This is a genomic window from Actinomyces viscosus (assembly GCF_900637975.1).
Taxonomy (GTDB): Bacteria; Actinomycetota; Actinomycetes; order Actinomycetales; family Actinomycetaceae; genus Actinomyces; species Actinomyces viscosus.
The window spans coordinates 2,620,991-2,647,484 of record NZ_LR134477.1 but is presented as its reverse complement, the minus strand read 5'-3'; the positions used below and the strand labels follow the sequence as shown (position 1 = coordinate 2,647,484).

22 protein-coding genes are annotated in these 26,494 nt (G+C 67.5%); 11 read left to right on the top strand and 11 right to left on the bottom strand.

Features of this window, described 5'->3' with window-relative positions:
* Positions 1-11: 11 nt before the first annotated feature.
* Entirely contained in the window at positions 12-467 is a 456-nt protein-coding gene (gene rplI, locus EL340_RS11305; RefSeq protein ID WP_003783683.1) for a 50S ribosomal protein L9, read from the top strand.
* A gap of 240 nt (positions 468-707) precedes the next feature.
* Here the strand turns inward: rplI and EL340_RS11300 are convergent, their stop codons facing one another.
* Positions 708-2,174 carry an MATE family efflux transporter gene (locus EL340_RS11300; protein WP_126414638.1) on the bottom strand — a complete coding sequence of 489 codons (1,467 nt, stop codon included), beginning with the start codon at positions 2,172-2,174 and terminating at the stop codon, positions 708-710.
* Between the two features lie 799 nt (positions 2,175-2,973).
* Here EL340_RS11300 and dnaB point away from each other — a divergent pair.
* The 3 genes from dnaB to EL340_RS11285 all read left to right on the top strand — a co-directional run bounded on the left by dnaB (position 2,974) and on the right by EL340_RS11285 (position 7,463).
* Positions 2,974-4,395, top strand: coding sequence for a replicative DNA helicase (gene dnaB / locus EL340_RS11295; protein ID WP_126414637.1), 1,422 nt, complete (start codon positions 2,974-2,976; stop codon positions 4,393-4,395).
* A 703-nt stretch (positions 4,396-5,098) separates the two neighbouring features.
* Entirely contained in the window at positions 5,099-6,061 is a 963-nt protein-coding gene (locus tag EL340_RS11290; RefSeq protein WP_232022928.1) for an IS630 family transposase, read from the top strand.
* Positions 6,062-6,713: 652 nt separating this feature from the next.
* Positions 6,714-7,463 (top strand): transposase family protein, encoded by a 750-nt coding sequence (locus tag EL340_RS11285; RefSeq protein ID WP_197722279.1) that lies wholly within the window; start codon positions 6,714-6,716, stop codon positions 7,461-7,463.
* Between the two features lie 478 nt (positions 7,464-7,941).
* On the opposite strand, the gene EL340_RS11280 is transcribed toward EL340_RS11285, so the two are convergent.
* The 4 genes from EL340_RS11280 to thiD form a co-directional block, all read right to left on the bottom strand.
* On the bottom strand, positions 7,942-8,769 hold the full coding sequence (locus EL340_RS11280) for an ABC transporter permease (protein WP_126414636.1): 828 nt from the start codon (positions 8,767-8,769) through the stop codon (positions 7,942-7,944).
* Complete coding sequence (locus EL340_RS11275; protein WP_126414635.1) at positions 8,766-9,809, bottom strand: ABC transporter ATP-binding protein; 1,044 nt, start codon at positions 9,807-9,809, stop codon at positions 8,766-8,768. Before EL340_RS11275 ends, EL340_RS11280 begins: the two co-directional genes overlap by 4 nt.
* The gene (locus EL340_RS11270) at positions 9,806-10,156 is read right to left on the bottom strand and encodes a PadR family transcriptional regulator (protein WP_126414634.1); all 351 of its coding nucleotides are present in this window, start codon (positions 10,154-10,156) and stop codon (positions 9,806-9,808) included. The genes EL340_RS11275 and EL340_RS11270 overlap by 4 nt, the downstream gene beginning before the upstream one ends.
* A gap of 330 nt (positions 10,157-10,486) precedes the next feature.
* A complete protein-coding gene (gene thiD, locus EL340_RS11265; RefSeq protein WP_126414633.1) occupies positions 10,487-11,305 on the bottom strand; it encodes a bifunctional hydroxymethylpyrimidine kinase/phosphomethylpyrimidine kinase in 819 nt (272 codons plus the stop codon).
* Between the two features lie 330 nt (positions 11,306-11,635).
* On the opposite strand from thiD, the gene EL340_RS11260 reads away from it, so the two are divergent.
* A complete protein-coding gene (locus EL340_RS11260) occupies positions 11,636-12,235 on the top strand; it encodes a DUF1269 domain-containing protein (RefSeq protein WP_126414632.1) in 600 nt (199 codons plus the stop codon).
* Between the two features lie 129 nt (positions 12,236-12,364).
* On the opposite strand, the gene EL340_RS11255 is transcribed toward EL340_RS11260, so the two are convergent.
* Positions 12,365-12,976, bottom strand: coding sequence for an NAD(P)-dependent oxidoreductase (locus tag EL340_RS11255; RefSeq protein WP_126414631.1), 612 nt, complete (start codon positions 12,974-12,976; stop codon positions 12,365-12,367).
* A 242-nt stretch (positions 12,977-13,218) separates the two neighbouring features.
* Between EL340_RS11255 and EL340_RS11250 the strand changes: the two genes are divergently transcribed.
* The 3 genes from EL340_RS11250 (at position 13,219) to EL340_RS11240 (ending at position 16,884) form a co-directional block, all read left to right on the top strand.
* On the top strand, positions 13,219-13,605 hold the full coding sequence (locus EL340_RS11250; protein WP_126414630.1) for a winged helix-turn-helix transcriptional regulator: 387 nt from the start codon (positions 13,219-13,221) through the stop codon (positions 13,603-13,605).
* Between the two features lie 268 nt (positions 13,606-13,873).
* On the top strand, positions 13,874-15,877 hold the full coding sequence (locus tag EL340_RS11245) for an alpha-amylase family protein (protein ID WP_126414629.1): 2,004 nt from the start codon (positions 13,874-13,876) through the stop codon (positions 15,875-15,877).
* A 266-nt stretch (positions 15,878-16,143) separates the two neighbouring features.
* The gene (locus EL340_RS11240) at positions 16,144-16,884 is read left to right on the top strand and encodes a hypothetical protein (protein WP_197722302.1); all 741 of its coding nucleotides are present in this window, start codon (positions 16,144-16,146) and stop codon (positions 16,882-16,884) included.
* Between the two features lie 88 nt (positions 16,885-16,972).
* On the opposite strand, the gene EL340_RS11235 is transcribed toward EL340_RS11240, so the two are convergent.
* From EL340_RS11235 to EL340_RS11215, 5 genes are all read right to left on the bottom strand, one after another.
* Entirely contained in the window at positions 16,973-18,760 is a 1,788-nt protein-coding gene (locus tag EL340_RS11235; protein ID WP_126414628.1) for a carbohydrate-binding domain-containing protein, read from the bottom strand.
* Between the two features lie 80 nt (positions 18,761-18,840).
* Positions 18,841-19,827, bottom strand: a complete 987-nt coding sequence (locus EL340_RS11230) for a polyphosphate polymerase domain-containing protein (RefSeq protein WP_126414627.1) — start codon at positions 19,825-19,827, stop codon at positions 18,841-18,843.
* Positions 19,828-19,869: 42 nt separating this feature from the next.
* Positions 19,870-20,691, bottom strand: coding sequence for a DUF4956 domain-containing protein (locus tag EL340_RS11225; protein ID WP_126414626.1), 822 nt, complete (start codon positions 20,689-20,691; stop codon positions 19,870-19,872).
* A gap of 287 nt (positions 20,692-20,978) precedes the next feature.
* Positions 20,979-21,800: a polyphosphate polymerase domain-containing protein gene (locus EL340_RS11220; protein ID WP_126414625.1), complete on the bottom strand. Its 822-nt coding sequence runs from the start codon at positions 21,798-21,800 to the stop codon at positions 20,979-20,981.
* Between the two features lie 170 nt (positions 21,801-21,970).
* Positions 21,971-22,861 (bottom strand): DUF4956 domain-containing protein, encoded by an 891-nt coding sequence (locus EL340_RS11215; protein WP_126414624.1) that lies wholly within the window; start codon positions 22,859-22,861, stop codon positions 21,971-21,973.
* A gap of 720 nt (positions 22,862-23,581) precedes the next feature.
* On the opposite strand from EL340_RS11215, the gene nrdH reads away from it, so the two are divergent.
* From nrdH to nrdE, 3 genes are read left to right on the top strand one after another with little or no spacing between them, the layout of a single operon-like run.
* Complete coding sequence (gene nrdH, locus EL340_RS11210; protein WP_003788409.1) at positions 23,582-23,827, top strand: glutaredoxin-like protein NrdH; 246 nt, start codon at positions 23,582-23,584, stop codon at positions 23,825-23,827.
* 16 nt (positions 23,828-23,843) lie between these two features.
* Positions 23,844-24,254, top strand: coding sequence for a class Ib ribonucleoside-diphosphate reductase assembly flavoprotein NrdI (gene nrdI, locus EL340_RS11205; RefSeq protein WP_126414623.1), 411 nt, complete (start codon positions 23,844-23,846; stop codon positions 24,252-24,254).
* A complete protein-coding gene (nrdE, locus tag EL340_RS11200; RefSeq protein WP_126414622.1) occupies positions 24,239-26,395 on the top strand; it encodes a class 1b ribonucleoside-diphosphate reductase subunit alpha in 2,157 nt (718 codons plus the stop codon). Before nrdI ends, nrdE begins: the two co-directional genes overlap by 16 nt.
* Positions 26,396-26,494: the final 99 nt, after the last annotated feature.

The following is a 26,494-nucleotide window of genomic DNA, read 5'->3' as shown; positions in this document are numbered from 1 at the left end:
GGCACGCGCACATGACCACCAAGCTCATCCTCACGCACGACGTCTCCCACCTCGGCTCCGCCGGCGAGGTCGTGGAGGTCAAGGACGGCTACGCCCGTAACTACCTCCTGCCCCGCAAGCTGGCCACCCCGTGGACCAAGGGCGCCCAGCGCCAGATCGACCAGATGGCCGAGGCGCGTCGCAAGCGCTCCATCGAGTCCCTTGAGCACGCCCAGACCGCGCGCGCCTGGCTGCAGGAGAACGTCGTCACCGTCTCCGCCACCGCGGGCGACAACGGCCGCCTCTTCGGCGCCGTGACCACCGCGACCCTGGCCGACGCCGTCAAGGCCGCCGGCGGCCCCGCCGTCGACCGCCGCAAGATCCAGGTCGTGCCGCCGATCAAGTCGACCGGCCGCCACAGCGCCTCCGTGCGCCTGCACGCCGACGTCGTGGCCCCCCTCGAGGTCAACGTCGTCCCCGCGCGCTGAGCGCCACCGGGCTTCTTTCCGCCGTCGGGCCGGGGCTCCTCCTTCCGGGGAGGCGCCCCGGCCCGACGGCGTCGTGCTGAGGGTGTCCCGGCCTCGTGCTGACCTCCGGTTCGTAGGGTAGGTCGCGCGGTCGTACCCTCTACCCCTCGAACGCGCGACCTAAGATACGACCGTGCGGGCGGGAGCGGGCAGTGCGCAGCAGTGCGCTAGGGCGGGCGAGGGCCGGCGAGCGCGGGCGACTCAGTGGCGCCAGGCCGTGCCGCGGGCGCGCAGGTAGGTGGTGGCGCCGCGGGCGGCCATGAACACCCAGGCGAAGGCGATCCACAGCTCGACCAGGCCCGACGTCGAACCGGTGGCGCCCGGCAGAAAACCGCCGCCGATGAGCAGAGCCAGGGGGACGTAGGGCGCCAGCGTCACCAGACCCGCCCACGCCAGGTAGCGGCCGTCGCCGGCTCCCATGAGCACGCCGTCGAGAAGATAGACGACCCCGGCCAGCGGCAGCGCGCTGGCCGCCACGAACAGGGTCGGGGTCGCGGCCGCGATGACGCCGGCGTCGGAGGTGAAGGCATGGGGCAGCCAGGCGGCACCGGCCGCCATGAGCACCCCGATGAGCACGCCCGTCCCGGCGCCCCAGGTGAGCATCCGCCGCAGGAGCTCGTCTATGGACCAACCCGCCGTGGCCGAGGCGGTCTGAGCGTCCACGTCGGTGCTGGCTGGCGTGTCGGGCGCGGTGCTGGCCGAGGCGTCAGTGGCGGTACTGGTGCCGGGGGTGGTCGCGGTGGACGCGTCGCCGGCTCTCTGCGCCTGTCCCAGGGCGGTGCCGATGAGGGCCTGCGCCGCCACGGCCAGGGCGTCCAAGGCGAAGGCCGCGAAGGTCCACAGGGCGTTCACCACCTGGTGGGCCGCCAGCGGCACCTCTCCGAGCGCCGTCGCCGCCCATACGGTGGCCAGGATCGCCACCCGCAGGCTCAGCGAGCGGATGAGCAGTGGCGTGCCGCTGCCCAGCGAGGCCCGCAGGCCCTCACGGTGGGGGAGCAGCCCGACGTCGGCCGCCCGGGCCTCCCGAAGGATCGGGCGCGCCAGCGCCAGCGCCATGGCCGTCTGCGCGATCGCGGTGCCGGCGCCCGAGCCCGCGATCCCCATCCCGACCCCGTAGAGCAGGATCGCGTTGACGACGACGTTGAGGACCGCCCCGCCGCTGGCCACGACGAAGGGCGTGCGCGTGTCCAGCAGGCCGCGCAGCACCCCGGTGGCCGCCAGGACGACGAACATGCCCGGCAGCCCCGGGCAGGAGGCGCGCAGGTAGGCGACGGCGGCCTGCGCCACCGGGCCGTGGGCGCCCATCGCCTGAGTCAGCCACGGGGCTCCCAGTCCCAGGAAGGCGCCCGCACCCAGCCCCAGCAGGAGCGCCAGCCACATCCCGTCGACGCCGGCCCGCAGGCCCTGGGTGCGCCGGCCCGCCCCGAACAGGCGCGCGGTCGTCGCTGTGGTGGCGTAGGCCAGGAAGACGAACAGGCCCACCGTCGTCGTCAGGATCGTCGAGGCCAGCGACAGGCCCGCCAGGCTGACCGCACCGAGGTGGCCGACCATCGCCGAGTCCGCCAGGACGAAGAGCGGTTCAGCGATCAGCGCCCCCAGGGCGGGCACGGCCAGGGACAGGACCTGGCGGTTGAGGCTGGTGGGAGCGGGGCTGCTGGCGTCGGGCACTGCCCCATTGTGGACCACGGCGGACCGGAGGGGACCACTGGAGGCCCTGGGCGGTTACCGGGTGGGCGCGGTGGGCCGCACGGAGCCTGCTCGACGGCGCACACCCACCGCACGCCACCGCAGTGGGATGAGATCGTTGAGGCGAACCTGCCTGTGCCGAAGCGGTCCTCATGGCCAGGTTGAGGATCAGGTTGAGGACCGGACCCGCACCTCGGGTCCCCGGCGTCATCGGCCGGGCGGCAGGCCGGATTCTCTGGAGGATCGCACAACTACTTTCCGGAAGGATAACCCAACATAGTCTGGGAGAGTCCTGGAAATATGGCTCGTGTGGCCGTTGTCCGCCGGAGTCGGCTCAGCCTGGGGATAACTGGTGCGGATACCCCTGTAGGAGTACCACAAACGGTGTGGACCTCAAGTCGAGCGTCATGTTTGTCCACAGGTTTACCCACTTGTCCACAGATCACATTGTGATGTCGTGGGAAGTGCCTATAGGAAGCCTGAACTCTCGGATGTCAGTGATAGCAACGAAAAGTCGGCTCTCGCTGGTACGGCTGCACCAGGTGCGCACATCTGTATCCACAGCAGATGCGCCTGTGTCCCCAGGGAACCGGGGTCTTCCCACAGTGGGGGTGCGGATATCCCCAAGGTCGGCGAACTTGAGAGTTTGCGAGGGCTCACCGATGGCGTTATCGTCACGCGCGCTCCACGCGGGCGAGCGTCTTCCTGGCGCGGCGCTCCGCCGTCGGGAGCGGTAGGAGGGGCCGGTGCCAACCGGCGTGACAGTGCGGAAGGTGGCCGGATGGACAACGGCATGGGCGGGCAGGCCGGCTCGGAGGGCGGCGGCGGAAGCGTCCGGACCGACAGCGCCGCCTTCGACCGCCTCCCACCCCAGGACCTCGAGGCCGAGATGGCCACGCTGGGCGGCATGCTCCTGAGCAAGGAGGCCATCACCGACGTCATCGACGTGCTGCGCGGCCCGGAGTTCTACCGCTCGGCCCACGAGTCGATCTTCGACGCCATCGTCGAGGTCTACAACCGCTCCGAGCCCGCTGATCCGCTCATCGTGGCCGACGAGCTCTCCAAGCGCGGCGAGCTCGAGCGCGTCGGCGGCGCCCCCTACCTGGCCTCACTCATGGCCACCGTGCCCACCGCCGCCAACGCCGGCTACTACGCCCGCATCGTCAAGGACAAGGCGCTCATGCGCGGCCTGGTCCAGGCCGGCACCCGTATCACCCAGCTGGGCTACTCCACCGACGCCGGCGACATCGCCGAGCTCGTTACCCTGGCCGAGGCCGAGGTCTACTCGGTGGCCCACCACGACGGCGAGAAGGAGGACTACGTCGCCGTCTCCGAGCTCCTGGGTGAAGCCAACCTTGAGATTGAGGCCGCCCAGAACCGCGAGAACGGGGCCCTGACCGGAGTCCCCACCGACTTCATCGAGCTCGACGAGCTCACCGGCGGACTGCACCCCGGCCAGATGATCATCGTGGCGGCGCGCCCCGCCATGGGCAAGTCCACGCTCGCCGTGGACTTCTGCCGCTCGGCGTCGATCCACCACGGGATCACGAGCTGTTACTTCTCCCTGGAGATGGGGCGCATGGAGCTCATGATGCGCATCCTGGCCGCCGAGTCCAGCGTGGACATGAACAAGCTGCGCGGCTCGCGCCAGATGGAGGACCGGGACTGGACCGACGTCGCCGTGGCCTACAACCCCGTCTCCAACGCGCCGCTGTTCATCGACGACTCGCCCAACCTCACCATGCCGGAGATCCGCTCCAAGGCGCTGCGCATGAAGCAGCAGCACAACCTGGGGCTCATGGTCATCGACTACCTCCAACTCATGAGCTCGGGCAAGCGCGTCGAGTCGCGCCAGCAGGAGGTCTCCGAGTTCTCCCGCTCCCTCAAGCTGCTGGCCAAGGAGCTGGAGATCCCGGTGATCGCCGTCGCCCAGCTCAACCGCGGTCCCGAGCAGCGTACCGGCAACAAGCCCCAGATGAGCGACCTGCGCGAGTCCGGGTCGCTGGAGCAGGACGCGGACATCATCGTGCTGCTGCACCGCCCGGAGTACTACAACAACGAGGAGCGCCCCGGCGAGGCCGACATCATCGTGGCCAAGCACCGCAACGGGCAGACCCGCACCATCCCCGTGGCCTTCCAGGGGCACGTCTCGCGCTTCGCCAACATGGCGCGCGACGTCACCCCCGAGCCCACCTACGAGTAGGCCGGTTCGGCACCCGCCGGTGCCGAGCGGGACCGAGGCCGGCGCCTGGAGCCCGAGGACAGCGAGAGAGGGCGGTGGCATGGCCGCCGATGGCTCGGTGGAGCTGTCGATGTGGCGAAAGGTGCGGCTGGCATGGCGAAGAAAGCATGGGATAAATTGGGTTGGTGACTACTGAGACACAGGGGGCGCCAGAGAAGAACATGCGCAGTTATTCCGGGCTCAGTACGAGCGGAAGACATGAGTGGTATATTTGGTTCTTCGTAGTCTTGTGGCCTCTTCTTGGTGTTGGCTTTGTGGTGCTTGCTTGGTCGATGGAACGTTCATTCGGTTCGGTCTTGGTTCCGGTCGGTTATGCGTTGTTGATGCTTGGGTCGTTCTGTGCGAGTGGATACACCTTGCTATCCTCAAGATCGGCGGGTTATAAAGTGTTATAGTGTGATTAAAACAAGATTCGTGTTGCTGGTTTTGTTGTTGGGTTGGTGATCGGGTATTCGTGGGGCGTCCGATGTGGGGGTGTCGCTTTCTCGTGGGGTGCTTGGCTGCTGGTGCTGGCTTCTTTTGTTGTCGTCTCTTGTGTTGTCGGCGTTTCGTGTGAGCTCTCGGGTCGAGGGCGGAATATCATGCTGGGATGGACAGGGTCGTGGTTAGTGATGATGAGTGGACTGTTTTGCAGGGCTATAAGCACCAGGCGCCTTACAGGTTGATGCGTTTGAAGTCCGAGGCGGTCGTGCTGCTGTCCAAGGGTGTGGATACCGCGGTCGTGGCCCAGGTCGTCGAGCGCACGCCCGAGACGGTGCGCAGCTGGGCTCGGGAGTGGAACCGGTACCGCCTGGCCTCAATCCACACCGGTCACGCCGGCAACCTCAACGCCTCCAGGCTCACCGCCACCCAGCGCCAGGAGGTGGCCGGGGTACTGTCCCGGCCCCCGTCGGAGCAGGGCCTGCCCATCGGGTTCTGGGACGTGCCCCATCTGGCGGCCTGGGTCTACGACCACTTCGAGGTGGAGTACGCCTCTGCCGCCTCCTACCGGTTCCTGCTGCACATGGCGGGCCTGTCCTTCCACCGCCCCCAGACCGTTGACCAGCGCCGCCCGCCCCAGGCGGACGTTGACCAGCGCATGAGCCAGATCCGTTCCGAGATCGTCCGCAAGTGGTCCGATCCCGAGGTGATGGTGGTGTGCGCCGACGAGGTGCGTATCGAGCACGAGGCGATCGTGCGCAGGGCGTGGATCCGCCGGGGGGACGCCGCCCGCCTGGAGGTCGACCGCCGCCGCCAGGCCCAGTCCTACATCGGCTTCCTGCACGAGACCGACGGCACCGTCGACTTGATGACCCTCGACTGGCAGGACACCGGCACCATCACCCAGGCCCTGATCGACCTGACCGTGAAGCACCCCGACAAGAAGAAGATCGTCATCGTGTGGGACAACGCCTCCTGGCACCGTTCAGCAAAGCTCACAAACAGCCTCAAGACCATCAAGAACCTCGAGAGGATCCACCTGATCAACCTACCCGCCTACAGCCCCGACGAGAACCCCATCGAGCACGTCTGGAAAGAAGCAAAGGACAGTATCAGCAACCACCAAAGAGCCACATTCCCCCAAACCCGACAAGCATTCGAGACCTTCATCCAGGCAAACAAGTTCCCCTACCGACTCACAAAATAATCTCGTTTAAACTCCACTATAAAACCTGAGGTGGTGCAGACGCCCAGCGGAGTGCTTGTAACCGCAGATTACAAGTTCGATCCAGATGCTGCATCCGTTCTACTCCGATTGGGGTGCGCTTCAGTGACATTCGGAGTGTTGTTCGCTCTCATGCTGGGGGATGGTGACCCGGCTCCGGAATCGGTGTCGATAACATTCAACGCGATCTTCGCCGGGGTTGGAATTATATTTTTGGTTCGTGGGGCACAATTCTGGTGCAGAAGAAATTCCTGTCGCCGTCACCCTGGTGACGTAGAACTCTCCTACGAGGGTATTCGGCAGTGGCGTGGAAATCGTATTGCTTGTGCATCGTGGCGAGATATTGAAAGGTGGAGCGGAGTAAGGGGAAACGACCTCGGTGAGTTTCAGGACTTTTGGGAGGCCATTAGTGGAAGCGAGGTGTACTACCCAGCATCACGCGATCCAGCGATGTTCTCATCTATGCGGCGTCAACGTTTTAAGTTGATTCTGAACCCCGTAAGCAATGTATATACTATGAAGGTTATTCAGGGGCGTGTATGGGGGTTTAGGGGTTCGGTGTGTTGAATGGGTGACGGCTCGTTGGTCTGAGAGAATCAGATTGCTACATGAAACCTCTCAGGAACGAGCCGTCATGGGTAAGGGTATCACAGGCCTGGACAGAACGCAGTTGAGCTGCCTGGTGGAAATGGTGCTGGGTGATACTGAGATCTCCTTGGCGCCAAGAATTCTTGGCCCACTGGCCGCGGTGCGGGCGACGTTGATGTATTTGCGCACCAACACCTCCCAGGAGGCGATCGCCGAGATCATGGGGGTGTCACAGCCGACGATCTCGCGGGCGATCTCGGTGGTCACCCGGATCATCGCCAGGGTCTTGGGGCCTGTGCTGGCGACCGTCGAGGAGGTCCCCCATGGGGGCGTGCACATCATCGACGGTACGCTCCTGCCGTGCTGGAGCTGGAAGGATCGGACGGACCTGTGGTCGGGCAAGCACAAGCGCACCGGCCTGAGCCTGCAAGTGCTGGTCAGCCCCGCCGGGCGCCTGCGGTGGGCCTCAGACCCGCTACCGGGGGCCACCCACGACACCAAGGCCATCACCACCTCCGGTCTCTTGGAGGAGATCGACCCCTCCTGCTGCATCGCCGATAAAGGCTACATCGGAACCGGGGTTCTCACCCCCTACAAGAAACCTCCCAACAGTGAGCTCACCAAGGCCCAGAAGCAGGCCAACAAATCCCTAAATGAAATCCGGTATGTCGTGGAGAGAACCATCGCGCACATCAAATCCTGGAAGATCCTGGCCCACGACTACAGGCGCCCCCTGCACACCTTCAAAGAAACTATCACAGCCACCCTAGCCCTCTACGCCTACACCAACCCCTGAATAACCTTCTATGCATGCGCTGATTTATGTGGCTCAAGGGAACCTTGACTGGGCCCATGAATTATTTACCGCCCCAGATCGCGTTAGGCGAGTATACGATATATTGGCAGTTTCGGATGATGTCGTGGCTACGAAATAATATTCCAGTGCCGTAAGCGCGCACGCTCCTTTCTTAGATAGAAAGTGGTGCAACTGCTTAGGGGGTGGTGGCATTATATCGGAGATGTGAGTGGATTCATGTTGCTCGTAGTCCTGGTCTAGTTATTCTCGGTTTTGGAGCTACCTAGCAATTCGTGCACTTCGCAGTCGGTAAGCGATCTCTTGAGTGCCGGTCGTTACCCTTATTGGTTCGAGCCTCTATCGTCAATCGTAAGGTGATTGTGGCGCAGCACCTTAATTACCCCCCAATTTTTTTTGTTGGCCATCCTCGACAGGGAGATGAGGGCAAGTTCCTCCGGATTTCAGTGACGTCTCCGACTCATCTTCGTTCGTGCGTGCTAATCGGGTTGATGGGGTTCGGTTGATATCGCCCGCACGTGGGGGCCGGAAGGCGCACCGTGCGCAGTCGCAGGACGCCCACTGCCCAGCTCGCCGCCGTCAGCAGGATGGCCATAGCAACGCCATGCGCCAGTCCTCGGTGCAGGTAGGTCGCGGTCTGTGACCCCAGGTTCTCCACGACGACGCTGGCCAGCTCCCGCGTGGACCACAGTGGCAGGACGCGGGTCCAGCCCTCCGAGGGGTCAACGAGCACCTGCACCGCCATGACCGACAGCAGCAGAAGCGCGCCCTCCAGGTCCCGTGGGACCAGGGCGGCGGTCAGCGAGCCCAGGGGAGTGGCGACGGTGGCCGTCAGCAGCAGCATGACCGGGACCGCTCCTGGATGGGTGAGCTCGTCGCCGATGGTGGTCAGCACCAGACCGCTGTAGAGCAGTCCGACGCTCCATCCCAGGCCGAGGACGGCGAGGTAGCGTCCCAGCAGCAGCGCCGTGGGGTCCGCCCCGCTCACGGTCAGGCGGCGGTCCACCGACCGGGATGAGACCTGCGTGAACAGCGCCAGCGTCGCCGTCGCCCACCCCAGGCCGATCGACAGGAGCCGGATGGCGGTCCAGTGCGCCTCCAGGCGCACCAGGTAGAAGGTCAGTGGCAGGAGGGTCGCCAGTGCGAGGGCTCCGCGCCGTCGGGCGAGCTCACGCAGGGTGATGAGGGCGACGAGGCCCGTGGTCGCTGCCGTCGACCGGAACCGGGAGCCCTCCGAATGGGGCGGCTCCGCTCTGGTGGTGGGGTGGTGAGAGGGCAGCGTGCTCATGCGGGTTCCTTCCGCCGTGTCCATCGGGGTGCTCGGCGAGCCGTCCGGCCGCTGCCTTCCTGCGGCGCCGGCAGCTCGACGACGCGGTCGACCAGGTCGACGTCGCGCAGCAGATGGGTGACCAGCAGGACGCCCGCACCCGAGGTGCGCCAGGCCGAGATGAGGGCCCACAGGTCCTCGTAGGCCAGGGCGTCCAGGCCCTGGTAGGGCTCGTCCAGCAGGAGCAGCTCGGGAGCATCGAGCTGGGCGAGGGCGACGTTCAGCTTCTGCTGGGTGCCGCCGGAGAGCGTTCCGGTGCTCTGGTCTCCTCGGGCGGTCCAGCCCAGGCGGGTCAGGAGTCGGTGCCCCGTCGAGACCGAGCGGCCCCGCCGCATGCCGCGCGCGGCGCCGAAGAGCCTGAGGTGCTCATCGACCGTGAGCAGGGGAGCCAGGGAGTCGAGCTGGGGCGCGTAGCCGAAGCGCGGCGTTCGCTCGATGCGTCCGCTGCTCGCGCGCAGCAGGCCGGCGCAGAGCTGGAGCAGGGTCGACTTGCCGGCGCCGTTGGCCCCGACGACGGCGACGACCTCGCCCCGGTGGACGGTGAGGTTGATGCCGGACAGGACCGTGCGGCGTCCGCGGCGGGCGGAGACCTCCGTCAGGCGCAGGACGACGGGAGTGGTGGATGAGGGGCTGGTGGATACGACGGCGGGTGAGTCAGGCGTCTGCTCGGCGGTGCCGACCAGGACCTTCTGGCCGGAGGCGTCGGCGAGGTCGGTCGAGCTGAGGTCGGCGCGACTGTCGGTCAAGGGGCTGGGCGCAGGGGTGAGAGCCGTTCCCTGGTAGTCGCGCAGAGCGGAGGCGACCTCGCGGGCGTAGAGGCCCGCCGGCCCATACATCTCGGAGGGCGGCACGCCGGCCGCCTCCGCCTCGGCTCGGGTCGATGCGGTCGTGCGCGCGACCTCGGGAGCTGGAAGACCGTATGAGGCCAGTTCCTCCTCGAAGTTCCGGTACCAGTCGGTTGGGCCCAGTGCGGAATCGCGAGGTTCTTGAGCGCGGTTCACGAGGAGGCCTCCGCTCGGGCCCGCCGACCCTCGATGAGGGCGCCAACGGCTGTGGAGAAGACCCGCCACTCGGCCCGCCGTGCAGCGAGCTCTGTGCGTCCGGCCTCCGTCAGCTCGTAGTACTTGCGGGCGGGTCCCGAGGTGGAGGGACGCCAGGAGACCGCGACGAGGCCGCGCTTCTCCATCCGCATGAGGGCCGGGTAGAGCGTGCCGCCGGGCACCTCGTCCAGTCCGGCGGCGGCGAGGCGTTGAGCCAGTGACAGGCCGTAGTCGGCGTGCTCGTCCAGCAGTGAGAGCAGGCAGGGTTCCAGGAAGCCGCGCAGCAGACGGGCTGTTGAGGTATCCACGGTATATAGGCTACCTAGTTACTCGGCTATCTATCTAGTGGGGCGTGAGTGCGTCCCGGATCGCCTGGCCCGCTGTGTCACCGGCGGAGACTTTTAGGTCGCCAGGTGCTGCTTCTCGGTGGGAGGACAGGATGACTGCCCAGGTCAGAGCTCTGCGGGTGAGGTGGTGGCGCCGTCAGGCCACGGGAAAAGTCTCCCTGAGTGACAAAATGACCCGACTTTGACGGACGTCCGCCGTCAACGGCGCTGGTGGCCGTTGACGGCGGACGTACAGATGGTGAAAGCCTGCGGAGAACCTCGGCGAACTGCGGGAAACGGCGGTGGCGGGCCTCAGACCGGTCGGTACTCGCCCTGGTAGACGTAGAGGAAGGGCATGTTGCCGCGCAGCCCGTGCCGGATGGAGGAGGAGACGACCTCCTTGGCCGTCACGGCGGCCTCCAGCGGGGTGGCACCCTTGGCGAGCTCGGCGGTGACCGCGGCCGCCAGGGTGCAGCCGGCGCCGTGGACTCGTTCGGTGCCCACGGCCTCGACCTCAAGGACCTCCAGGGTGGTGCCGTCGTAGAAGACGTCCAGCGCGGTGCCGGTGCCGAGCGACGGGCCGGCCTTGGCCAGGACGTTGGGGACCCCCTGGTCGTGGATGCGCTTGGCGGCGTCCTTGAGCTGATCGACCGTCGTGATCTCTTCCGTGCCGGCCAGGGTGGCGGCCTCGAAGAGGTTCGGAGTGGTCATCGTGGCACGCGGCAGGATCTTGGAGCGCAGGGCGTTGTCCACCTCCAGGGCGCCACCGAACTCCTGGCCCTTGCAGATGAGGACCGGGTCGAGCACCACGGCGGGGAAGTCGTAGGTCTCCAGCGCCTGCTCGACGACGTCGATGGTGGGCGCCGTGCCCAGCATGCCGATCTTGACGGCGTCGACACGCGAGTGGACGGCGGCGCAGGTCTCGATCTGGTCGGCGATGACGCCGGGGTCCACCGGGACGAAGCGGTGGTTCCAATTGTCCTTGGGGTCCATGGACACGATGCAGGTCAGGGCCGTGCAACCGAAGACGCCGAGGGTGTGGAAGGTCTTGAGGTCGGTCTGGGCGCCGGCGCCGCCGGAGGCCTCGGAACCGGCGATGGTCAGGGCGATGGGAGGGGGTGCTGCTGTCATGGTCCTAGCCTGCGTCCTGATCGGGGCCGGTGGCCATCTGGGCGCACCGCGTGTTTGAGCAGCGGTGAGCGTGCAGCGGTTCCCGGCACCTTCGGTACCCGTCTGATGCTGTCTGATGCCGTGGCGCCGTGGGTGCTGCACCAACCATCAGTGTCTGCCGGTGAACGTGCCAGAAACCTGACAGGTGCCTGCTATCTGACGCCCAGTCTCTTATGGGGACAATCACTTCATCGAGCTTGCACGCGTGCAGGTTGGAGACAGCACGACCGTGCTCCGCAGCCCGAATGTGGTTTCGACAGATCGCATCACCTATGAAGGGGGACTCATCACATGACTGAGTACATCGCCGCCATCGTCTATCCGGAGAAGTCCACGACCTACGAGGCCTTCAGCAAGATCAGCGCCGCTTCCGAGCGCCTGGGAATCGTCGGTGCCGTCCTGGTCGAGCGCGATGCCGATGGTCGGGTGACGATCCCCGAGGGGGAGGACGGTCGTGCCGGTCTGGGCCTGGGAACCGGCTCGCTCATCGGTGTTCTTGTCGGAGCCCTGGGAGGTCCGATCGGGATGCTGCTGGGGCTGGGGGTCGGCTCGGCCACCGGCGCCGCGGTTGACGTCTCCCGGGCGGATGTCGGGGATCTTGCCGTGAGCACTTTCGCCAACATGCTGGCGCCGGGATCCAACGCCATCATCGCCCAGACCGATGAGGACAGCAGCACCGCTCCCCTGGACGCGGCCGTGGCCGAGCTCGGGGGCTCGATCGTGCGTCGTCCCCTCGATGAGGTCCTCGCTGAGCTCGAGGCGCAGAACGCTGCCGCCGAGGAGGCCGCTGAGGCGGCGCGTCGGGCGATGCGTGAGGAGAAGCGTCAGGAGCGCAAGGAGAACCGGGAGCGCCGTATCGAGGCGCTGCGCGAGAAGTTCAGCCGCCACTGAGAATGGGTGCGACGCCGGCACAAACTCGTGCCGGCGTCGTCGTCTGAAGCGACGAGCGACCGGGCTCGGTCGGACCGACGTGGTTCGATCGGGCCCGGCGCTCCTGTGGAGAGGCGCGTCCCCGCGGTCTCAGGCGTTCGCGATGGTCCAGCGCCGGCCGCGGTGGGCGTCCTTCTCGGCCTCGTCGACCAGGGCGACGGCGAAGTCGGCCACGGAGATCTCGCCGCCGGCGGGCTCGTCGGCGCCCTCGACGTAGCTGCCGGTGCGGGGCTTGTCGGTGAAGGTCGGGGCAGGGGAGAGGAAGGTCCAGCTCAGTGCGCCGTCGGCCCCGCGATAGAGGTCGAGGACCTCGGCGAAGGCCAGGGCCTCGGGCTTGTACTCCTCGGGGAAGCCGGGGGTGTCCACCAGGCGGGCGCCGTCGGGGGTGAGCAGGGAGCCGGCGCCGCCGACGACGACGAGCCGGCCGGTGGGGGCGGCATCGATGAGGGCGCGGTGCGCGTCGATGGCCGGCTGGGCGGACTCGCCGCGACCGGCGGAGACGGCGATGATCGTGACGTCGGAGGCGTTGACGAGGTCGACGACGGCCTGGGTGTCGGACAGGGTGAGGCTGACGTCCTGCGCGGCGCCCTCGGCGTGACGGCCCGAGCGGGAGGCCGAGACGACCTCGTGCCCACGGCGGGCGGCCTCGGCGACGACGGCCGAGCCGACCATTCCGGTTCCCCCGATGACGGCGATCTTCATGAGCTCCTCCTGAGTGGTGCTGGTTGTGTCTGAGCGAGTGCGGCGGGACACCGACGAGCTCGCGATGGCTCGATGGTATGCTTAAGGTACCAAGTACCTCAAAGTAACTACAGGAGTGTGCTGTGTCACGAGTTGTCGGGTCGGTTGGGCGCCAGCAGGAGGAGCGCCATGGCGGCGGTAGCGCTCCGGCTGCACATGAACCGAAAGGGCCGGTGCGGGCTGACGGCGCGGAGAGCCGCGGTGTGGGACGCGGTGCCGAGAAGGCTGTCTTCGACTTCGACATCCTGTCGCCGGCCTGCCCGTCGCGCACGGTGCTGCGCCACGTCGTCGACCGTTGGACCCCGCTCGTGGTGACGGTCCTGGCCGACGGGCCGAGCCGCTTCGGCGAGCTGCGCTCGCGGGTCGGCGGAGTCACCCCCAAGGTCCTCACCCAGACGCTGCGCTCCATGGAGCGCGACGGACTGGTCACGCGCACCCAGCTGCCGGGGGTGCCGCCGCGCGTCGACTACGAGCTGACCGACCTGGGCCGCAGCCTCCAGGCGCCGATCGGTGCGCTGCGCACCTGGATCCAGGACAACTCCGCCCAGATCCTGGCCCACCGCGAGCACTACGACGCCGTCGAGTCCTGACGTCCCGGTGCCCGGCTCCCGGGCGGGGGCGTTCCACCCGGCCGGGGACAGAAATTCCGTCCCCGTACGCGTGACATGTCCCCTCCGGGAGAGCGCCCGCACCCGGCCGTGCGGAATGTCCCCGCCGGTGATCGAGGGGTCCCCGCCGGCGGTCGGGACGGGCTCAGCCGGCAGCGGCCTGACCCGGTCCCTCGTCCGCGGCCGTCCCGCCGGCGGGACGGTGAGGAAATCAGTACCGCGGTGGCGTCGAATCGGGGACCATGGGTCCATGAGCGCCACCACTCCCCTCCCGCCCTCCCTCGACGACATCGTCTTCCACGTCCTGGACCCGCTTGAGGCCGCCGAACGCGACGTCTTCCTCACGCGCGTGGAGGCCTGGTACCCCGACCTCCTCGACGGGCTCACCACCCTCTACGGGGACGCCGCCGAGGACACGGCGCTCAACCTGCTGGCCCTGGCCGCCCGGGCCTACGCGGAGCGCGAGCACGAGCTGCGCCGCCTCGACCTGGCCCGCACCCTCGACCCCGCCTGGGCCCAGCACCCCGGCCGCATCGGCTACGCCGCCTACACCGAGCGCTTCGCCGGCACCCTGCGCGGTGTGGAGGACCGCATCGACTACCTGCGCGAGTTGGGTGTCACCTACCTCCACCTCATGCCCCTGCTCACCCCGCGCCCCGGCGACTCCGACGGCGGCTACGCCGTGGCCGACTACCGAACCGTGCGCCCGGACCTGGGCACCATGGACGACCTCGAGCACCTGGCCGGCGAGCTGCGCGCCGAGGGCATCTCCCTGGTGGTCGACCTCGTCCTCAACCACGTGGCCGCCGAGCACGAGTGGGCGGCCCGGGCGCGCGCCGGCGAGCAGCGCTACCGCGACTACTTCCTCATCTTCCCCGACCGCACCGAGCCCGACGCCTACGAGCGCACCCTGCCGGAGGTCTTCCCCGACTTCGCCCCCGGCAACTTCACCTGGGACGACGACGTCAACGGCTGGGTGTGGACCACCTTCAACTCCTTCCAGTGGGACCTCAACTGGCGCAACCCCCGCGTCATGGCCGAGTTCGCCGGCATCGTCCTGGACCTGGCCAACCGCGGCGTCGAGGTGCTGCGCCTGGACGCCATCGCCTTCACCATCAAGCGCCTGGGCACCGACTGCCAGGGCCAGCCCGAGGTCCACGCCATCACCGAGGTCCTGCGCGCCCTGACCCGCATCGCCTGCCCCGCCGTCGACCTCAAGGCCGAGGCGATCGTCGCTCCCACCGAGCTCCTCCAGTACCTGGGCCAGGGCAAGTACACCGGCAAGGTCTCCGACCTGGCCTACCACAACTCGCTCATGGTCCAGGTCTGGTCCATGCTCGCCGCGCGCGACACGACGCTGGCCGTTGAGGCGCTCCAGAGCCTGCCGGTCGAGCCGTCCACGGCCACCTGGATCACCTACCTGCGTTGCCATGACGACATCGGCTGGGCCATCGACGACGACGACGCGGCGGCCGTCGGCCTCAATGGCTACGACCACCGGGCTTTCCTCGCCGACTGGTACAGCGGTGAGTACCCCACCTCTGACGCCGCGGGCCTGGTCTTCCAGCACAACCCGGCCACCGGGGACCGGCGCATCGCCGGGACCGCGGCCTCACTCATCGGGATCGAGGCCGCCTCCGAGGCCTGGGAGGGCGTCACTGACACGACTCCCGAGCACGAGGTGGAGTCCCTGTGGACCTGGCGCGAGGAGCGGATCCACGCGCTGCGCATGGCCCACGCCATCCTCTACGGCTGGGGCGGAATCCCCGTCCTGTGGAGCGGGGACGAGCTGGCCCAGCCCAACGACCCCAACTGGGACACCGAGCCCGGCCACGAGGCCGACTCGCGCTGGGCCGGGCGGCCCCGGCTCGACGAGGCGCGGCTGGCCAACCGGCACGACCGCTCCACCGTCGAGGGGCGCGTCTTCACCGACCTGGCCCACATGGCTCGGGTGCGGGCGGGTCTGCCCCAGCTCGACGCCGTCGTGCGCACCCAGGTCCAGGACGTCGACGACTCCGGGGTGCTGGTGACCTACCGGGACCACCCGCGCGGCAGCTTCGTGGGCGTGTACAACGTGACGCCGCAGTGGCGCTCGGTCGCCGCCGACCAGCTCGCCCGGCTCGGCGTCATGGGGGCCACCGACGTCCTGACTGACACGGTCCCCTTCGGGTCTACCTCGCTGGAGGGGGCCGGTGACGGCCGCGTACCGGTTCCGCCTTACGCCGCCTGGTGGCTGGTGCGTTCTACTGACTGACGGTCGCCGAGGTCGCAGGACTCGGGGGCGGAGCGGAGCCTGCATATTCGCAAATAAGAAGCAATTTTACAATAAGGACTATGTGTCGGTCAAGGTCGGTCCGCCGGAATAATGGGCGATGTCCGTCTATCAAAAGGCTTGACGCTCAGGGCTGACGCGAGGAAGATAACAGAGTGCTTACGGCGACGTAGGTATCCGCTGAATTGTTCCCTATGGATGCGACACACATCATGACTACTCCTTATCCGCCTACCGCCTCATCCAGTGTGGGCACCGAGAACGTTACTGACTTCATGCTTGCGCCCGGCGAGACCTCGGTATACGGGCAGCAGTTCCTGGTATCTCTGCTGGCGCCCTATCTCAAGGGGCAGCTGATGTGCTCGAGCTCTCGGTTCGTGTACAAGGTTCCCAACACCCTTCTTGGGATCATCCCCGTCGGCACGGATGAGAACACTATTCCGATCAACTCGATCTCTGCGGTGTCGACAAGTTCGCGATTCAGTGTCGGCCGTGCCTTTCTCGCTCTGGTCTTCGCTATTTTCGGGCTGGCCATCCTCAGCGACCGTCCCTTAGGCGGGATTTTCTGCATCATCCTGGCCATTCTCTTCGGGGTGACGGCGTTGTCCTCGGCCCTGGTGGTGACGAATCACGCCGGCGGGTCTTTCGGTATTACGGTGTCGATGATCGACAACTCCAAGCTCAACGCCTTCAGGACTGAGCTGCAGAACCGTGTCTTCGCCGACCGGGAGGCCATGCGCCACGGTGAGGCTCAGGATCTTCGGATGCAGTCCTTGGCCATGCAACAGATGCAGCTCGCTCAGATGCAGCAGGCCCAGTTCCAGCAGGCCCAGATGCAGCAGCCGGCTCTTCAGCAGCCCCAGGCTCAGCCGCAGGCACAGCCCGGAGTCCAGCAGGCCCAGATTCAGCCTGGGCAGCAGGCGGTCACTGAGCCGATCCAGCAGCAGTACCCGGGGCCGGTTCCTCCTCCGCCCGGGCAGCAGCAGTGATGGCGGTTGGTGTCAGCAACTGTTGTTGAACGGGGTGGGGGCCGCAGCGTGATGCTGCGGCCCCCACCCCGTTCAGGTCCTGCCCGGCTCAGCTGCTCTGGGCGGTGCTGGACTGGCTGCTGGACTGACTGTTCTGGTTGCTCTGGTTGCCGGACTGCTGGCCGTCACCGGGCTGGCCGCCACCGGGCTGGCCACCCTGGCCACCGCTGGGAGGCTGACCGCCCTGGCCGCCACCGCCCATGGGGCCGCCCATGCCGGCCGACAGCGCCGAGGCCGTTCCCGTGGCCGAACCGCCCGACGACGTCGCCACCGTGTACTCCTGGCCCTCGGTCAGCCCCAGCACGGTGATCGCCGCAGCCGTGAAGTCGACCTTGACGGAGGCCACCTGAGACCCGGAGGAGTCGGTGACGGTGAGCGTGTCACCCGCGGTCACCGACGGCGAGCCCGTCAGCCCCACGAGCTGGGTCTCCCCGTTGGCGTCCACCGATCCGTCCATGTTGCCGGCCTCGCCGGAGACCACCACGATCCCGCCCTTGACGTAGGCCGAGCCGTTGGAGTCGATGCCGTCGGAGGAGGCGTAGGAGACCTCCACCTCGCCGCCGCTGATCGTGAGCACCGAGCCGTCGTCGGACTCGGTGTCCGCGTTCTCGTGGCCCTCGATGACGTGGTCGCCGTTGGAGGCGTTGATGCCGTCGTCGCCCGCCGCGATGGACAGCTCGCCGCCGCCCACGTTGATGAACGGCGCCTGAAGCCCCTCGTCGGCCGCGTTGATGGTGACGGTCCCGGAGTCCTGCGTGTAGCTCACCCCGGCGTTGATGCCCTTGGGTGAGGGCGTGGTGGAGTCAGCGGTCGACTCCTGCCCGGGAGGCGCCTCCTCCTCAATGGTGGCGTTGGCCTGACCGCCCCCGGCGGTGATCGTCAGCGTGGTGTCCTTGACGGTGACGTCGGTGATCGCGGAGATCGCGTCGTCGGAGGAGGTCAGCGTGATGCTCGCCTTGCCCAGGGACACGAAGCCCTTCGTCTCGTCGTTGCCCTCACTGGACTTCAGGCCGTCGCCGCCGGCCTCGACCGTCAGCGTCCCGGACTCGACCACCAGGTAGTCCTTGCCGCGCAGGCCGTCGTCGGCGGCCTTGACGTTGATCGTGGTGCTCCCGGCGATGATGAGGCCGTTCTTGGAGGAGATGCCGTCCTTGTAGGAGCCGGTCACGTCCAGCGAGCCGGCCCCGGTGACGGTGAGCGTGTCGGAGGAGAACAGGGCCGCGGTCGCCTCCTGGCCCGAGGCGTAGGTGGCGCCGTCGGTCAGCGTGTTCTTGGAGTCCTTGGCCAGGACCACGATTGCGTTGCCGGCGTCCTGGATGTCGATGGCGGGGCCGTCCGAGCTCGTGATGCTCGCGCCGTTGAGGACCAGGCGCACGTCGGCGTCGGGGGCGTTGACGACGATCCGCCCGTCGGTGAGCTCGCCGCTGATGACGTAGGTGCCGCCGCTGTTGATGGTCACGGTGCCCCCGTCGACCTTCACGTTGCTCGACGACGACCCGCCGACCGAGGCCGACGACCCCGACAGGGTGATCGTGGTGGCCGACGACGTGTCGGTGGTCCCGGCGTCGTCCTCGGAGCTGGAGGCGTCCTCCACCGAGGCGTTGGCACCCAGGATGTCGGAGACGCTCGCACCCGTCGACGCCGTGGCCACGGACGAGGAGATCGTCGTCCAGGTGGTCTCCGACTCGCTCGAGCTGGAGGCGCTCGCGTTGCCGGAGGCCGAGGAGGTGGAGCAGCCGGCCGCCAGGGCGAGCGCGGCCAGGACTGCGACGGCTCCGGTCGCGCGGCGGCGAAGTCGGTTGAGGGGCTTGGTCGTCATCGTCTTGGTGGTCTTCATCGTTTCTGTTTCTCTTCTTCTCGGGTCCGGTGTCGGATCGGTGGTCGGATCGGTGGTTGGATCGTGGCCGGGCGCGGTGCTCAGGCGGCGCTGCTGGCCGTCGCGGCGAGGCAGCGTCCGCGGGGGCGGCTGCCGGTGATGCTCTCCAGGCTGGAGCGGTCGGTGCCGAACAGGTCGGCGAGCTCGTGGGTCAGGGTTCGGTACCACCTGTTGGCGGGCAGCTCGGGGTGGAGCAGTGCCATTCCGGTGGCGTACTTCGAGATGCGGGTGGGCCGGTACCCGGCGTCCCACAGGGCGCGGTCCGCCGGTGACGGCGTGGCCGGGTTCTTCGTCTCGACGACGGCGATATCCGCCACCGCCACCGGCTCGCCGTTGTCGACGGCCGCGGTCCCGGTCGATACCGGCCCCAGGCGCCGCCAGGTCAGGGCCGTGTCGATGGTGGCTCGGGCCTCGGCGCGCGGCAGGTGCAGGGTGGTGCGCTGGTAGGTGGTGGCCATCACCGGTCTCAGCGCGGCGGCGACCTCGTGGGCGGCGGCCGAGCCGGTGACCCCCGTGCTCGCCAGGCACGCCGCCACGAAGGCGCGGCCGGGGCCGGTGAGGCGGGAGGCGTCGTCGGCCTGGTAGCCCATGCGCCGCTTGACGGTGGTGCCGCGGGCGCCGCGGGTCTTGACCTCCAGGAAGCACAGGCCGGAGTCCAGGTAGGTGCGGGTGCGGACCTTGAACCGCCGACGCCGCTTGCGGGCCGTGAGCATGAAGGCCTCCAGCTCCGGGGTGTCGAAGTAGGTCGACGCGTAGGAGAAGCGGCGCCGCTCATCGATGGACAGGACCTGGGCGTGAGGCGCGAGCCCGTCCACGAGATCCTGGGCGCAGGCCAGGGGCACCAGGTACTTGCGGTCCACGCGGGTGAGCAGACCGGCGGCGCTGTTGAGCTCGGTGAGGGTGGTCGTGGCCAGGTGCTCCGTGCTCAGGGCGGCCGGGGCCGTCCGGGCCGTCCGGTGCGTTCGAGGCGCTGCCGCCCTGGCACCCGGGGTCGCGGTGGAAGTCATCGTGGGGGTCGTGGTGGTCATCATCGCGGTCCTTTCGGTCCTGTCGGTCACCGTGGGCGGGTGTCAGCGCGCGGCCATGACAGCCTGGGTGGCCGGCTGATCGGCGGACGGCGCTGCGGATGCCGCGGTGGGCTGCGCCGCGGAGCGGGTGACGTACTGGGCGGCCGGCCTGATGGTGACGGGCTGGGTGGCGGTGTGAGCCGTGCGGGCTCCGGCCTGCACGGTGCTCAGGCGGGCACCGGCCCAGGACTGCGCGGGTGCGCCGGCCGGCTCCAGGGCGGGGGCGACGTCGTCGGACACCGTGGGGAGCTCGGGCTCCAGCTCGGCGGGGGTCTGGCGAGGCACCCGGAAGCGGACGTCGACGATGGTGGTGTCGTTGACCAGGTCGAGGCGCTGGACCTCCACCGAGCGGACCTGCCCGCCCAGGGTGTGCTCCAGGTGGGCGATGAGGGCGGTCTCGTTGGTGATGGCGTGGTCGAGCACGATCACCTGGTGGCGGTTGCGGCGCATGAGCGCGGGGTGGTCGCCGATCCACAGGGCCGCGACGACGGTGCCCATGAGGGCGGCCACCATCCCGATCGGCGCGGTCTGGATCCCGCCGAGCAGGCCCAGGGCCAGGGCCGCGAAGAAGTAGGCCACCTCGTGCTGCGCCAGCTCGGTCGAGCGCAGGCGGATGATGGACAGGACACCGAAGAGCCCCAGGCCCAGGCCGGCCGCGACGCTCGCGGTCGACAGCAGCAGGGTGACGGCCAGGACGCCCACGTTGACGCCGATGTAGGCGGCCATGAGGTCCTTGCGGGCGTGGCGTGGGGCGTAGAGGGCCCCGACCAGGACGGCGAGGGCGATCAGGTCGGCGGCGATGTAGGTCAGGGTGGTCAGGCTCATCGGGAGGCTCCTGTCGGGATCATTCGGACCGGTGCCGGGCCTGTCGAAGCGGGCGCCTCAGGTTGAGCATGTGCTCAGGGCGCGTCGCAGCGGCGTGGCTCCGTCGGTGGATAACAGTCAACGGGCGCATTCCATGAGCGGGCTGTGAAAGGGGCATGAGGGAGGCATGACTTGTTCCGACGCCGATGTGAAGCAGCGAGTAGCGCCTCCGGGGCGGGCGGTACCCGTTACTCCCGGAGGCGCTGGCGATGGGGTGGGGCGGTGGCCGAGCGACAGCGTGGTGCCGGTCAGGCCGCTGCCTGGCGCAGTGGGGCCTGGCGCTTGTAGCGGCCCAGGTCCCGATGGATGGTGCGGTGCCACCGGTTGGTGGGCAGGTTCGCGTACAGCAGTGCCATCCCGGTGGCGTACTTGGAGATGCGGGCCGGGCGGTGACCCCGGTTCCACAGGAGCCGGTCCGTGGGGGAGGCCGTGGACGGGTTCTTCGTCTCGACGACGTTGAGGTGGCCCACCGAGACGCCTTGCTCCAGGCGGCGTCCGTCGGGGTCGAACAGGTCCCAGGTTAGTTTGGTGTCGAAGGTGGCGCGGGCCTCGTCGTGGGGCAGGTGCAGGGTGGTGCGGCTGTAGGTGGAGTCCATGACCGGGACGAGGGCCTCGGCGATGGCGCTCGCCTCGTCCGGGGAGCAGGTGGAGGACTCGACCAGGCGCTCGATGACGAACAGGCGTCCGTCGGGCGTGATGCGGTCGGCGTCGTCGGGGTCGTACTTGAAGCGGTCCTTGACGGTGGACTCGCGTGAGCCGTTGGTCTTGACCTCCAGGAAGCACAGGCCGGAGTCCAGGTAGGTGCGGGTGCGGATCTTGTAGCGCCGACGGCGCTTGCGGGCGGCCAGGAAGTAGGCGTCCAGGCCGGGGGTGTCGAAGTAGGTCGAGGCGTAGCGGAAGTGGCGCAGGTCGTCGATCTGTAGGACCTGCGCTCGCGGGGCCAGGTAGTCGATGACGTCCTGGGTAGTGCCGGGAGGCACCAGGTACTTGCGGTCCATACGGGTCAGGAGGCTTGCCTCTGAGTTGAGCTCGGCGAGGGTGATCGTGTCGATGCCTTCGGTGTTCAGCACGGTGCGGTCCTTTCCGGGATCGGGAGTCTCGGGGTGGGGCGGGCTGTCGGTGCTGCGGATTGGTCGTGGCGAGGTGGCGGCGGGGTGGTGGTTGCGCGGTAGCCGCGCAGTGGTGGCGGTGTGGTCGCGGTGCGGTTGGTGTGGTCGGGTGTGGCTGCCTGGTCGGGTCTTCAGTTGTAGCGGGGGTGCACCACGGGCGGTGGCGGGGCGGTCGACTGGGTGTGCTGCTGGGCTGCTTGTTGAGAGACCTGCTGCTGGCGGTTGCCGGTGATCCAGTCGTACCGGGGTGGGGCGGTGGCCGCCGAGGCGGCGCTGTCGTGCGAGGGGGCCGTGGGCCAGGCCTGCTGCCCGGCGGGCTGGACCGGGGCGGGCGTCTGAGGCGGAACCTCCTGGACCAGGTGGGGACCCTGCGGCACGCCCTCCTGATAAGGCTGCGGGGCCGGTGTCGCTCCGACGGCGTCCGGCTGGGCGGCCGGCTGCGCTGTGCGGGGCCGACGATGCAGCCTGTAGTGCACCTCGACGATGGTGGTGTCGTTGACCAGGTCCAGGTTCTTGAGGTCGACGCTGCGCACCTGGGCTCCGAGCAGGTCCTCGAGCTCGAGGATGAGCTCGTTCTCGTCGCTGATGGCCCGGTCGAGGGTGACGGTCTGGTTGCGGTTGTAGCGCATGAGGCCGGGGTGGTCACCGACCCACAGGGAGCCGAGGATGAGAACCATGAGGATGGCGACGATGATGAGGTGGCTCTTGATGCCGCCGAGCAGGCCGAGGGCCAGGGCCGCGAAGAAGTAGGCCACCTCGCCCTGGGCCAGGGAGGAGGAGCGCAGGCGGATGATGGACAGGACGCCGAAGAGCCCCAGTCCCAGGCCGGCGCCGACGTTGTTGCTCGTTGACAGCAGCAGAGTGACGGCCAGGACGCCCACGTTGACGCCGATGTAGGCGGCCACGAGGTCGCGACGCCCGTGGCGCGGGATGTAGAGCGCCCCGACCAGGAGGCTGATGGCCACCAGGTCGGCGCCGATATAGGCCAGCGTCAGGGGAAGTTCTTGCATCAGCTGCTGCATGCTGAGTCCTTGGCGGGAGGAGATGGGCCGGGAACCGGAATATTACGATATAGGCACAATAAATCGACCTATGCAAATAATGCTAGAGCGGAGGTCTCTTATCGGGTGTGAGACTGCGTACTCTCAGTACTCTCAGTGCATTCGCGGTGCGACCCCGGTGCATCCTCGGCGCTTCGGCGGGTCTCGATCACCCTGCACTGCGACGTGGGCCATGGGTGGGTACCGGAACAATCGCCTTCAACCATCATCGAGGTCTGGCCACTTCCTGACTGTTTGCTGAGAGTCGCGACACGCCGAGGGCGTGTGTGTTCGAAGACGAATTTTTCATCTCCGTCCCCAGACCTGGGGGCAGAGCGCCGACGACGGCCGGTCCTCCCTGTGGCTAAGGGTGCCGAATAGATGTCACACCCGTGTAAGACCATCGTTCTGCGGATCGTGGAGCCGGGCTCGGCTGTCGCCCTCAGGGTGGTCGCCGGCCGTCTCCACCTGCCGTCCACGGCTTGGCGAGCGTTTTCCACAGAGAGGAGGGGTGGTGTGCACAGGACCACGTTAGGCACAGTATCTTGGGGTGGTGGACCCGGCCTACCCCAAGGGGTAGTGTCTTGCTCCGCGGGGCCGTTCTGGCCTCCCGTGAATGACAAGCGTGTGGTGCCGTCGGCGCAGTCCCTGCCCAGGGACGGGCCGCAGTCACCGCCACCGGACCCTGAGGAAGAGACGGCCATGGCGATCACCATCTACAGCAAGCCCAACTGCGTCCAGTGCACGGCCACCTACCGCGCCATGGACAAGGCCGGTCTGTCCTACGAGACGGTGGACATTTCCCTGGACGCTCAGGCTCTTGAGCAGGTCAAGTCGCTGGGCTACGCCCAGGCTCCCGTCGTCGTCGCCGGAGAGGACCACTGGTCCGGCTTCCGTCCAGACAAGATCAAGACCCTCGCCCTGGCCGTCGAGTCCGTCGCGGTCTGAGACTGCGGGGCGCGCCGTGAGCAGCAGGCCCCTGCTGGTCTACTTCTCCTCCACCTCGGAGAACACGCACCGGTTCGTGGGCAAGCTCGGCTTCCCGACGGCGCGCATCCCCCTGCGGCGCACGGACCCGCCGCTGACCGTGGACGAGGAATACGTCCTGGTCGTGCCCACCTACGGCGGTGGGTCCGTCAAGGGGGCGGTGCCCAAGCAGGTCATCGCTTTCCTCAACAACCCGGACAACCGGGCCCTGTGCCGGGGCGTCATCGCCTCGGGCAACACCAACTTCGGCCAGGCCTACTGCCTGGCGGGTGACATCATCTCCAGCAAGCTGGGGGTGCCGTTCCTCTACCGCTACGAGCTGCTCGGCACCCCCACGGACGTCGCACGCGTCAAAGAAGGATTGGAAGACTTTTGGCAGACACGCTGACGGACATCGGCTCAGAGACCGTGTCCTCCCCGGATCTGGACTACCACGCGCTCAACGCGAAGCTGAATCTCTACGACGCGAACGGCAAGATCCAGTTCGACGCCGACCATGAGGCGGCCCGGCAGTACTTCCTGCAGCACGTCAACCAGAACACCGTCTTCTTCCACGACCTGGAGGAGAAGCTCGAGTACCTGGTCGAGGAGGGCTACTACGAGGGCCACATCCTGGACAAGTACTCCCCGGAGTTCGTCAAGGACGCCTTCAAGGCCGCCTACGCCCACAAGTTCCGCTTTGAGACCTTCCTGGGCGCCTTCAAGTACTACACGTCCTACACGCTCAAGACCTTCGACGGGAAGCGCTACCTGGAGCGCTTCGAGGACCGCGTCACCATGGTGGCCCTCACCCTGGCCGACGGCGATGAGCAGCTGGCCCTTGACCTCATCGACGAGATGATGTCCGGCCGCTTCCAGCCGGCCACCCCCACCTTCCTCAACGAGGGCAAGGCCCAGCGCGGCGAGCCCGTCTCCTGCTTCCTGGTGCGCATCGAGGACAACATGGAGTCGATCGCCCGCGGCATCAACTCCGCCCTCCAGCTGTCCAAGCGTGGCGGGGGAGTGGCCCTGCTGCTGAGCAACCTGCGTGAGATGGGCGCTCCCATCAAGCGCATCGAGAACCAGTCCAGCGGCGTCATCCCCGTCATGAAGCTGTTGGAGGACTCCTTCTCCTACGCCAACCAGCTGGGGGCCCGTCAGGGCGCGGGGGCCGTGTACCTGCACGCCCACCACCCCGACATCATGCGGTTCTTGGACACCAAGCGCGAGAACGCCGATGAGAAGATCCGCATCAAGACCCTCTCACTGGGTGTCGTCATCCCGGACATCACCTTCGAGCTGGCCCGCAACAACGAGGACATGTACCTCTTCAGCCCCTATGACGTCGAGCGCGTCTACGGCCTGCCGTTCGCGGATGTCAACGTCACCGAGAAGTACCGCGAGATGGTGGACGACGGGCGCATCAAGAAGAAGAAGATCAACGCCCGCACCTTCTTCCAAACCCTGGCCGAGATCCAGTTCGAGTCCGGCTACCCGTACGTCATGTTCGAGGACACGGTCAACAGGGCCAACCCCATTAAGGGCAAGGTCGTCATGTCCAACCTGTGCTCCGAGATCCTCCAGGTCTCCGAGCCCAGCGAGCTCAACGAGGACCTCACCTTCGCCCACGTGGGCAAGGACATCTCCTGCAACCTGGGCAGCCTCAACATCGCCAAGACGATGGACTCCCCGGACTTCGCTCGCACGATCCGCACCGCTGTGCGCGGTCTGACCGCCGTCAGCGACCAGACCCACCTGCCCAGTGTGCCCTCCATCGACCGGGGCAACCACGAGTCGCACGCCATCGGCCTGGGGCAGATGAACCTCCACGGCTTCCTGGCGCGCGAGCGCATCCACTACGGCTCCGAGGAGGGCCTGGACTTCACCAACGTCTACTTCGCCAGCGTCCTGTTCGCCGCCCTGACGGCGTCGAACGAGATGGCCGTGGAGCGCGGGGAGAGCTTCGTGGGCTTCGAGGACTCGACCTACGCCAGCGGCGAGTTCTTCGAGAAGTACGTGACCCAGGACTTCGTGCCGGTCACCGAGCGCGTCAAGGAGATCTTCGCCGCCTCCAGCGTGCACGTGCCCACGCGTGAGGACTGGGCTGCTCTGGCCGCCAAGGTCAAGGAGGGGGGCCTGTACAACCGCAACCTGCAGGCCGTGCCGCCCACCGGCTCGATCTCCTACATCAACAACTCCACCTCCTCGATCCACCCGATCGTGGCCAAGGTGGAGATCCGCAAGGAGGGCAAGATCGGCCGCGTCTACTACCCGGCGCCCTTCATGACGAACGACAACCTCGAGTACTACCAGGACGCCTACGAGATCGGCCCTGAGAAGATCATCGACACCTATGCCGCGGCCACCCAGCACGTGGACCAGGGCCTGAGCCTCACGCTGTTCTTCCCGGACACGGCCACCACCCGCGACGTCAACCGCGCCCAGATCTACGCCTGGCGCAAGGGCATCAAGACCCTCTACTACATCCGCCTGCGTCAGGCCGCCCTGACCGGCACCGAGGTCGAGGGCTGCGTCTCCTGCATGCTGTGAGGGGACGTGGTTGTGAGTCGAGGGTCTCTGGAGTGAGCGGTTGGGATGAGAGTCAGCCTTACCGGGTGTTTGTTGACGAATCTGAGGTCAGTGGATACT

What these genes read in the sequence shown, in the direction of transcription:
- rplI (WP_003783683.1), top strand. Translation starts at nt 12, where the DNA reads ATGACCACCAAGCTCATCCTCACGCACGACGTCTCCCACCTCGGCTCC.
- dnaB (WP_126414637.1), top strand. Translation starts at nt 2,974, where the DNA reads ATGGACAACGGCATGGGCGGGCAGGCCGGCTCGGAGGGCGGCGGCGGA.
- EL340_RS11290 (WP_232022928.1), top strand. Translation starts at nt 5,099, where the DNA reads ATGCGTTTGAAGTCCGAGGCGGTCGTGCTGCTGTCCAAGGGTGTGGAT.
- EL340_RS11285 (WP_197722279.1), top strand. Translation starts at nt 6,714, where the DNA reads ATGGGTAAGGGTATCACAGGCCTGGACAGAACGCAGTTGAGCTGCCTG.
- EL340_RS11280 (WP_126414636.1), bottom strand. Translation starts at nt 8,769, where the DNA reads ATGAGCACGCTGCCCTCTCACCACCCCACCACCAGAGCGGAGCCGCCC.
- thiD (WP_126414633.1), bottom strand. Translation starts at nt 11,305, where the DNA reads ATGACAGCAGCACCCCCTCCCATCGCCCTGACCATCGCCGGTTCCGAG.
- EL340_RS11260 (WP_126414632.1), top strand. Translation starts at nt 11,636, where the DNA reads ATGACTGAGTACATCGCCGCCATCGTCTATCCGGAGAAGTCCACGACC.
- EL340_RS11255 (WP_126414631.1), bottom strand. Translation starts at nt 12,976, where the DNA reads ATGAAGATCGCCGTCATCGGGGGAACCGGAATGGTCGGCTCGGCCGTC.
- EL340_RS11245 (WP_126414629.1), top strand. Translation starts at nt 13,874, where the DNA reads ATGAGCGCCACCACTCCCCTCCCGCCCTCCCTCGACGACATCGTCTTC.
- EL340_RS11235 (WP_126414628.1), bottom strand. Translation starts at nt 18,760, where the DNA reads ATGAAGACCACCAAGACGATGACGACCAAGCCCCTCAACCGACTTCGC.
- EL340_RS11230 (WP_126414627.1), bottom strand. Translation starts at nt 19,827, where the DNA reads ATGACCACCACGACCCCCACGATGACTTCCACCGCGACCCCGGGTGCC.
- EL340_RS11225 (WP_126414626.1), bottom strand. Translation starts at nt 20,691, where the DNA reads ATGAGCCTGACCACCCTGACCTACATCGCCGCCGACCTGATCGCCCTC.
- EL340_RS11215 (WP_126414624.1), bottom strand. Translation starts at nt 22,861, where the DNA reads ATGCAGCAGCTGATGCAAGAACTTCCCCTGACGCTGGCCTATATCGGC.
- nrdH (WP_003788409.1), top strand. Translation starts at nt 23,582, where the DNA reads ATGGCGATCACCATCTACAGCAAGCCCAACTGCGTCCAGTGCACGGCC.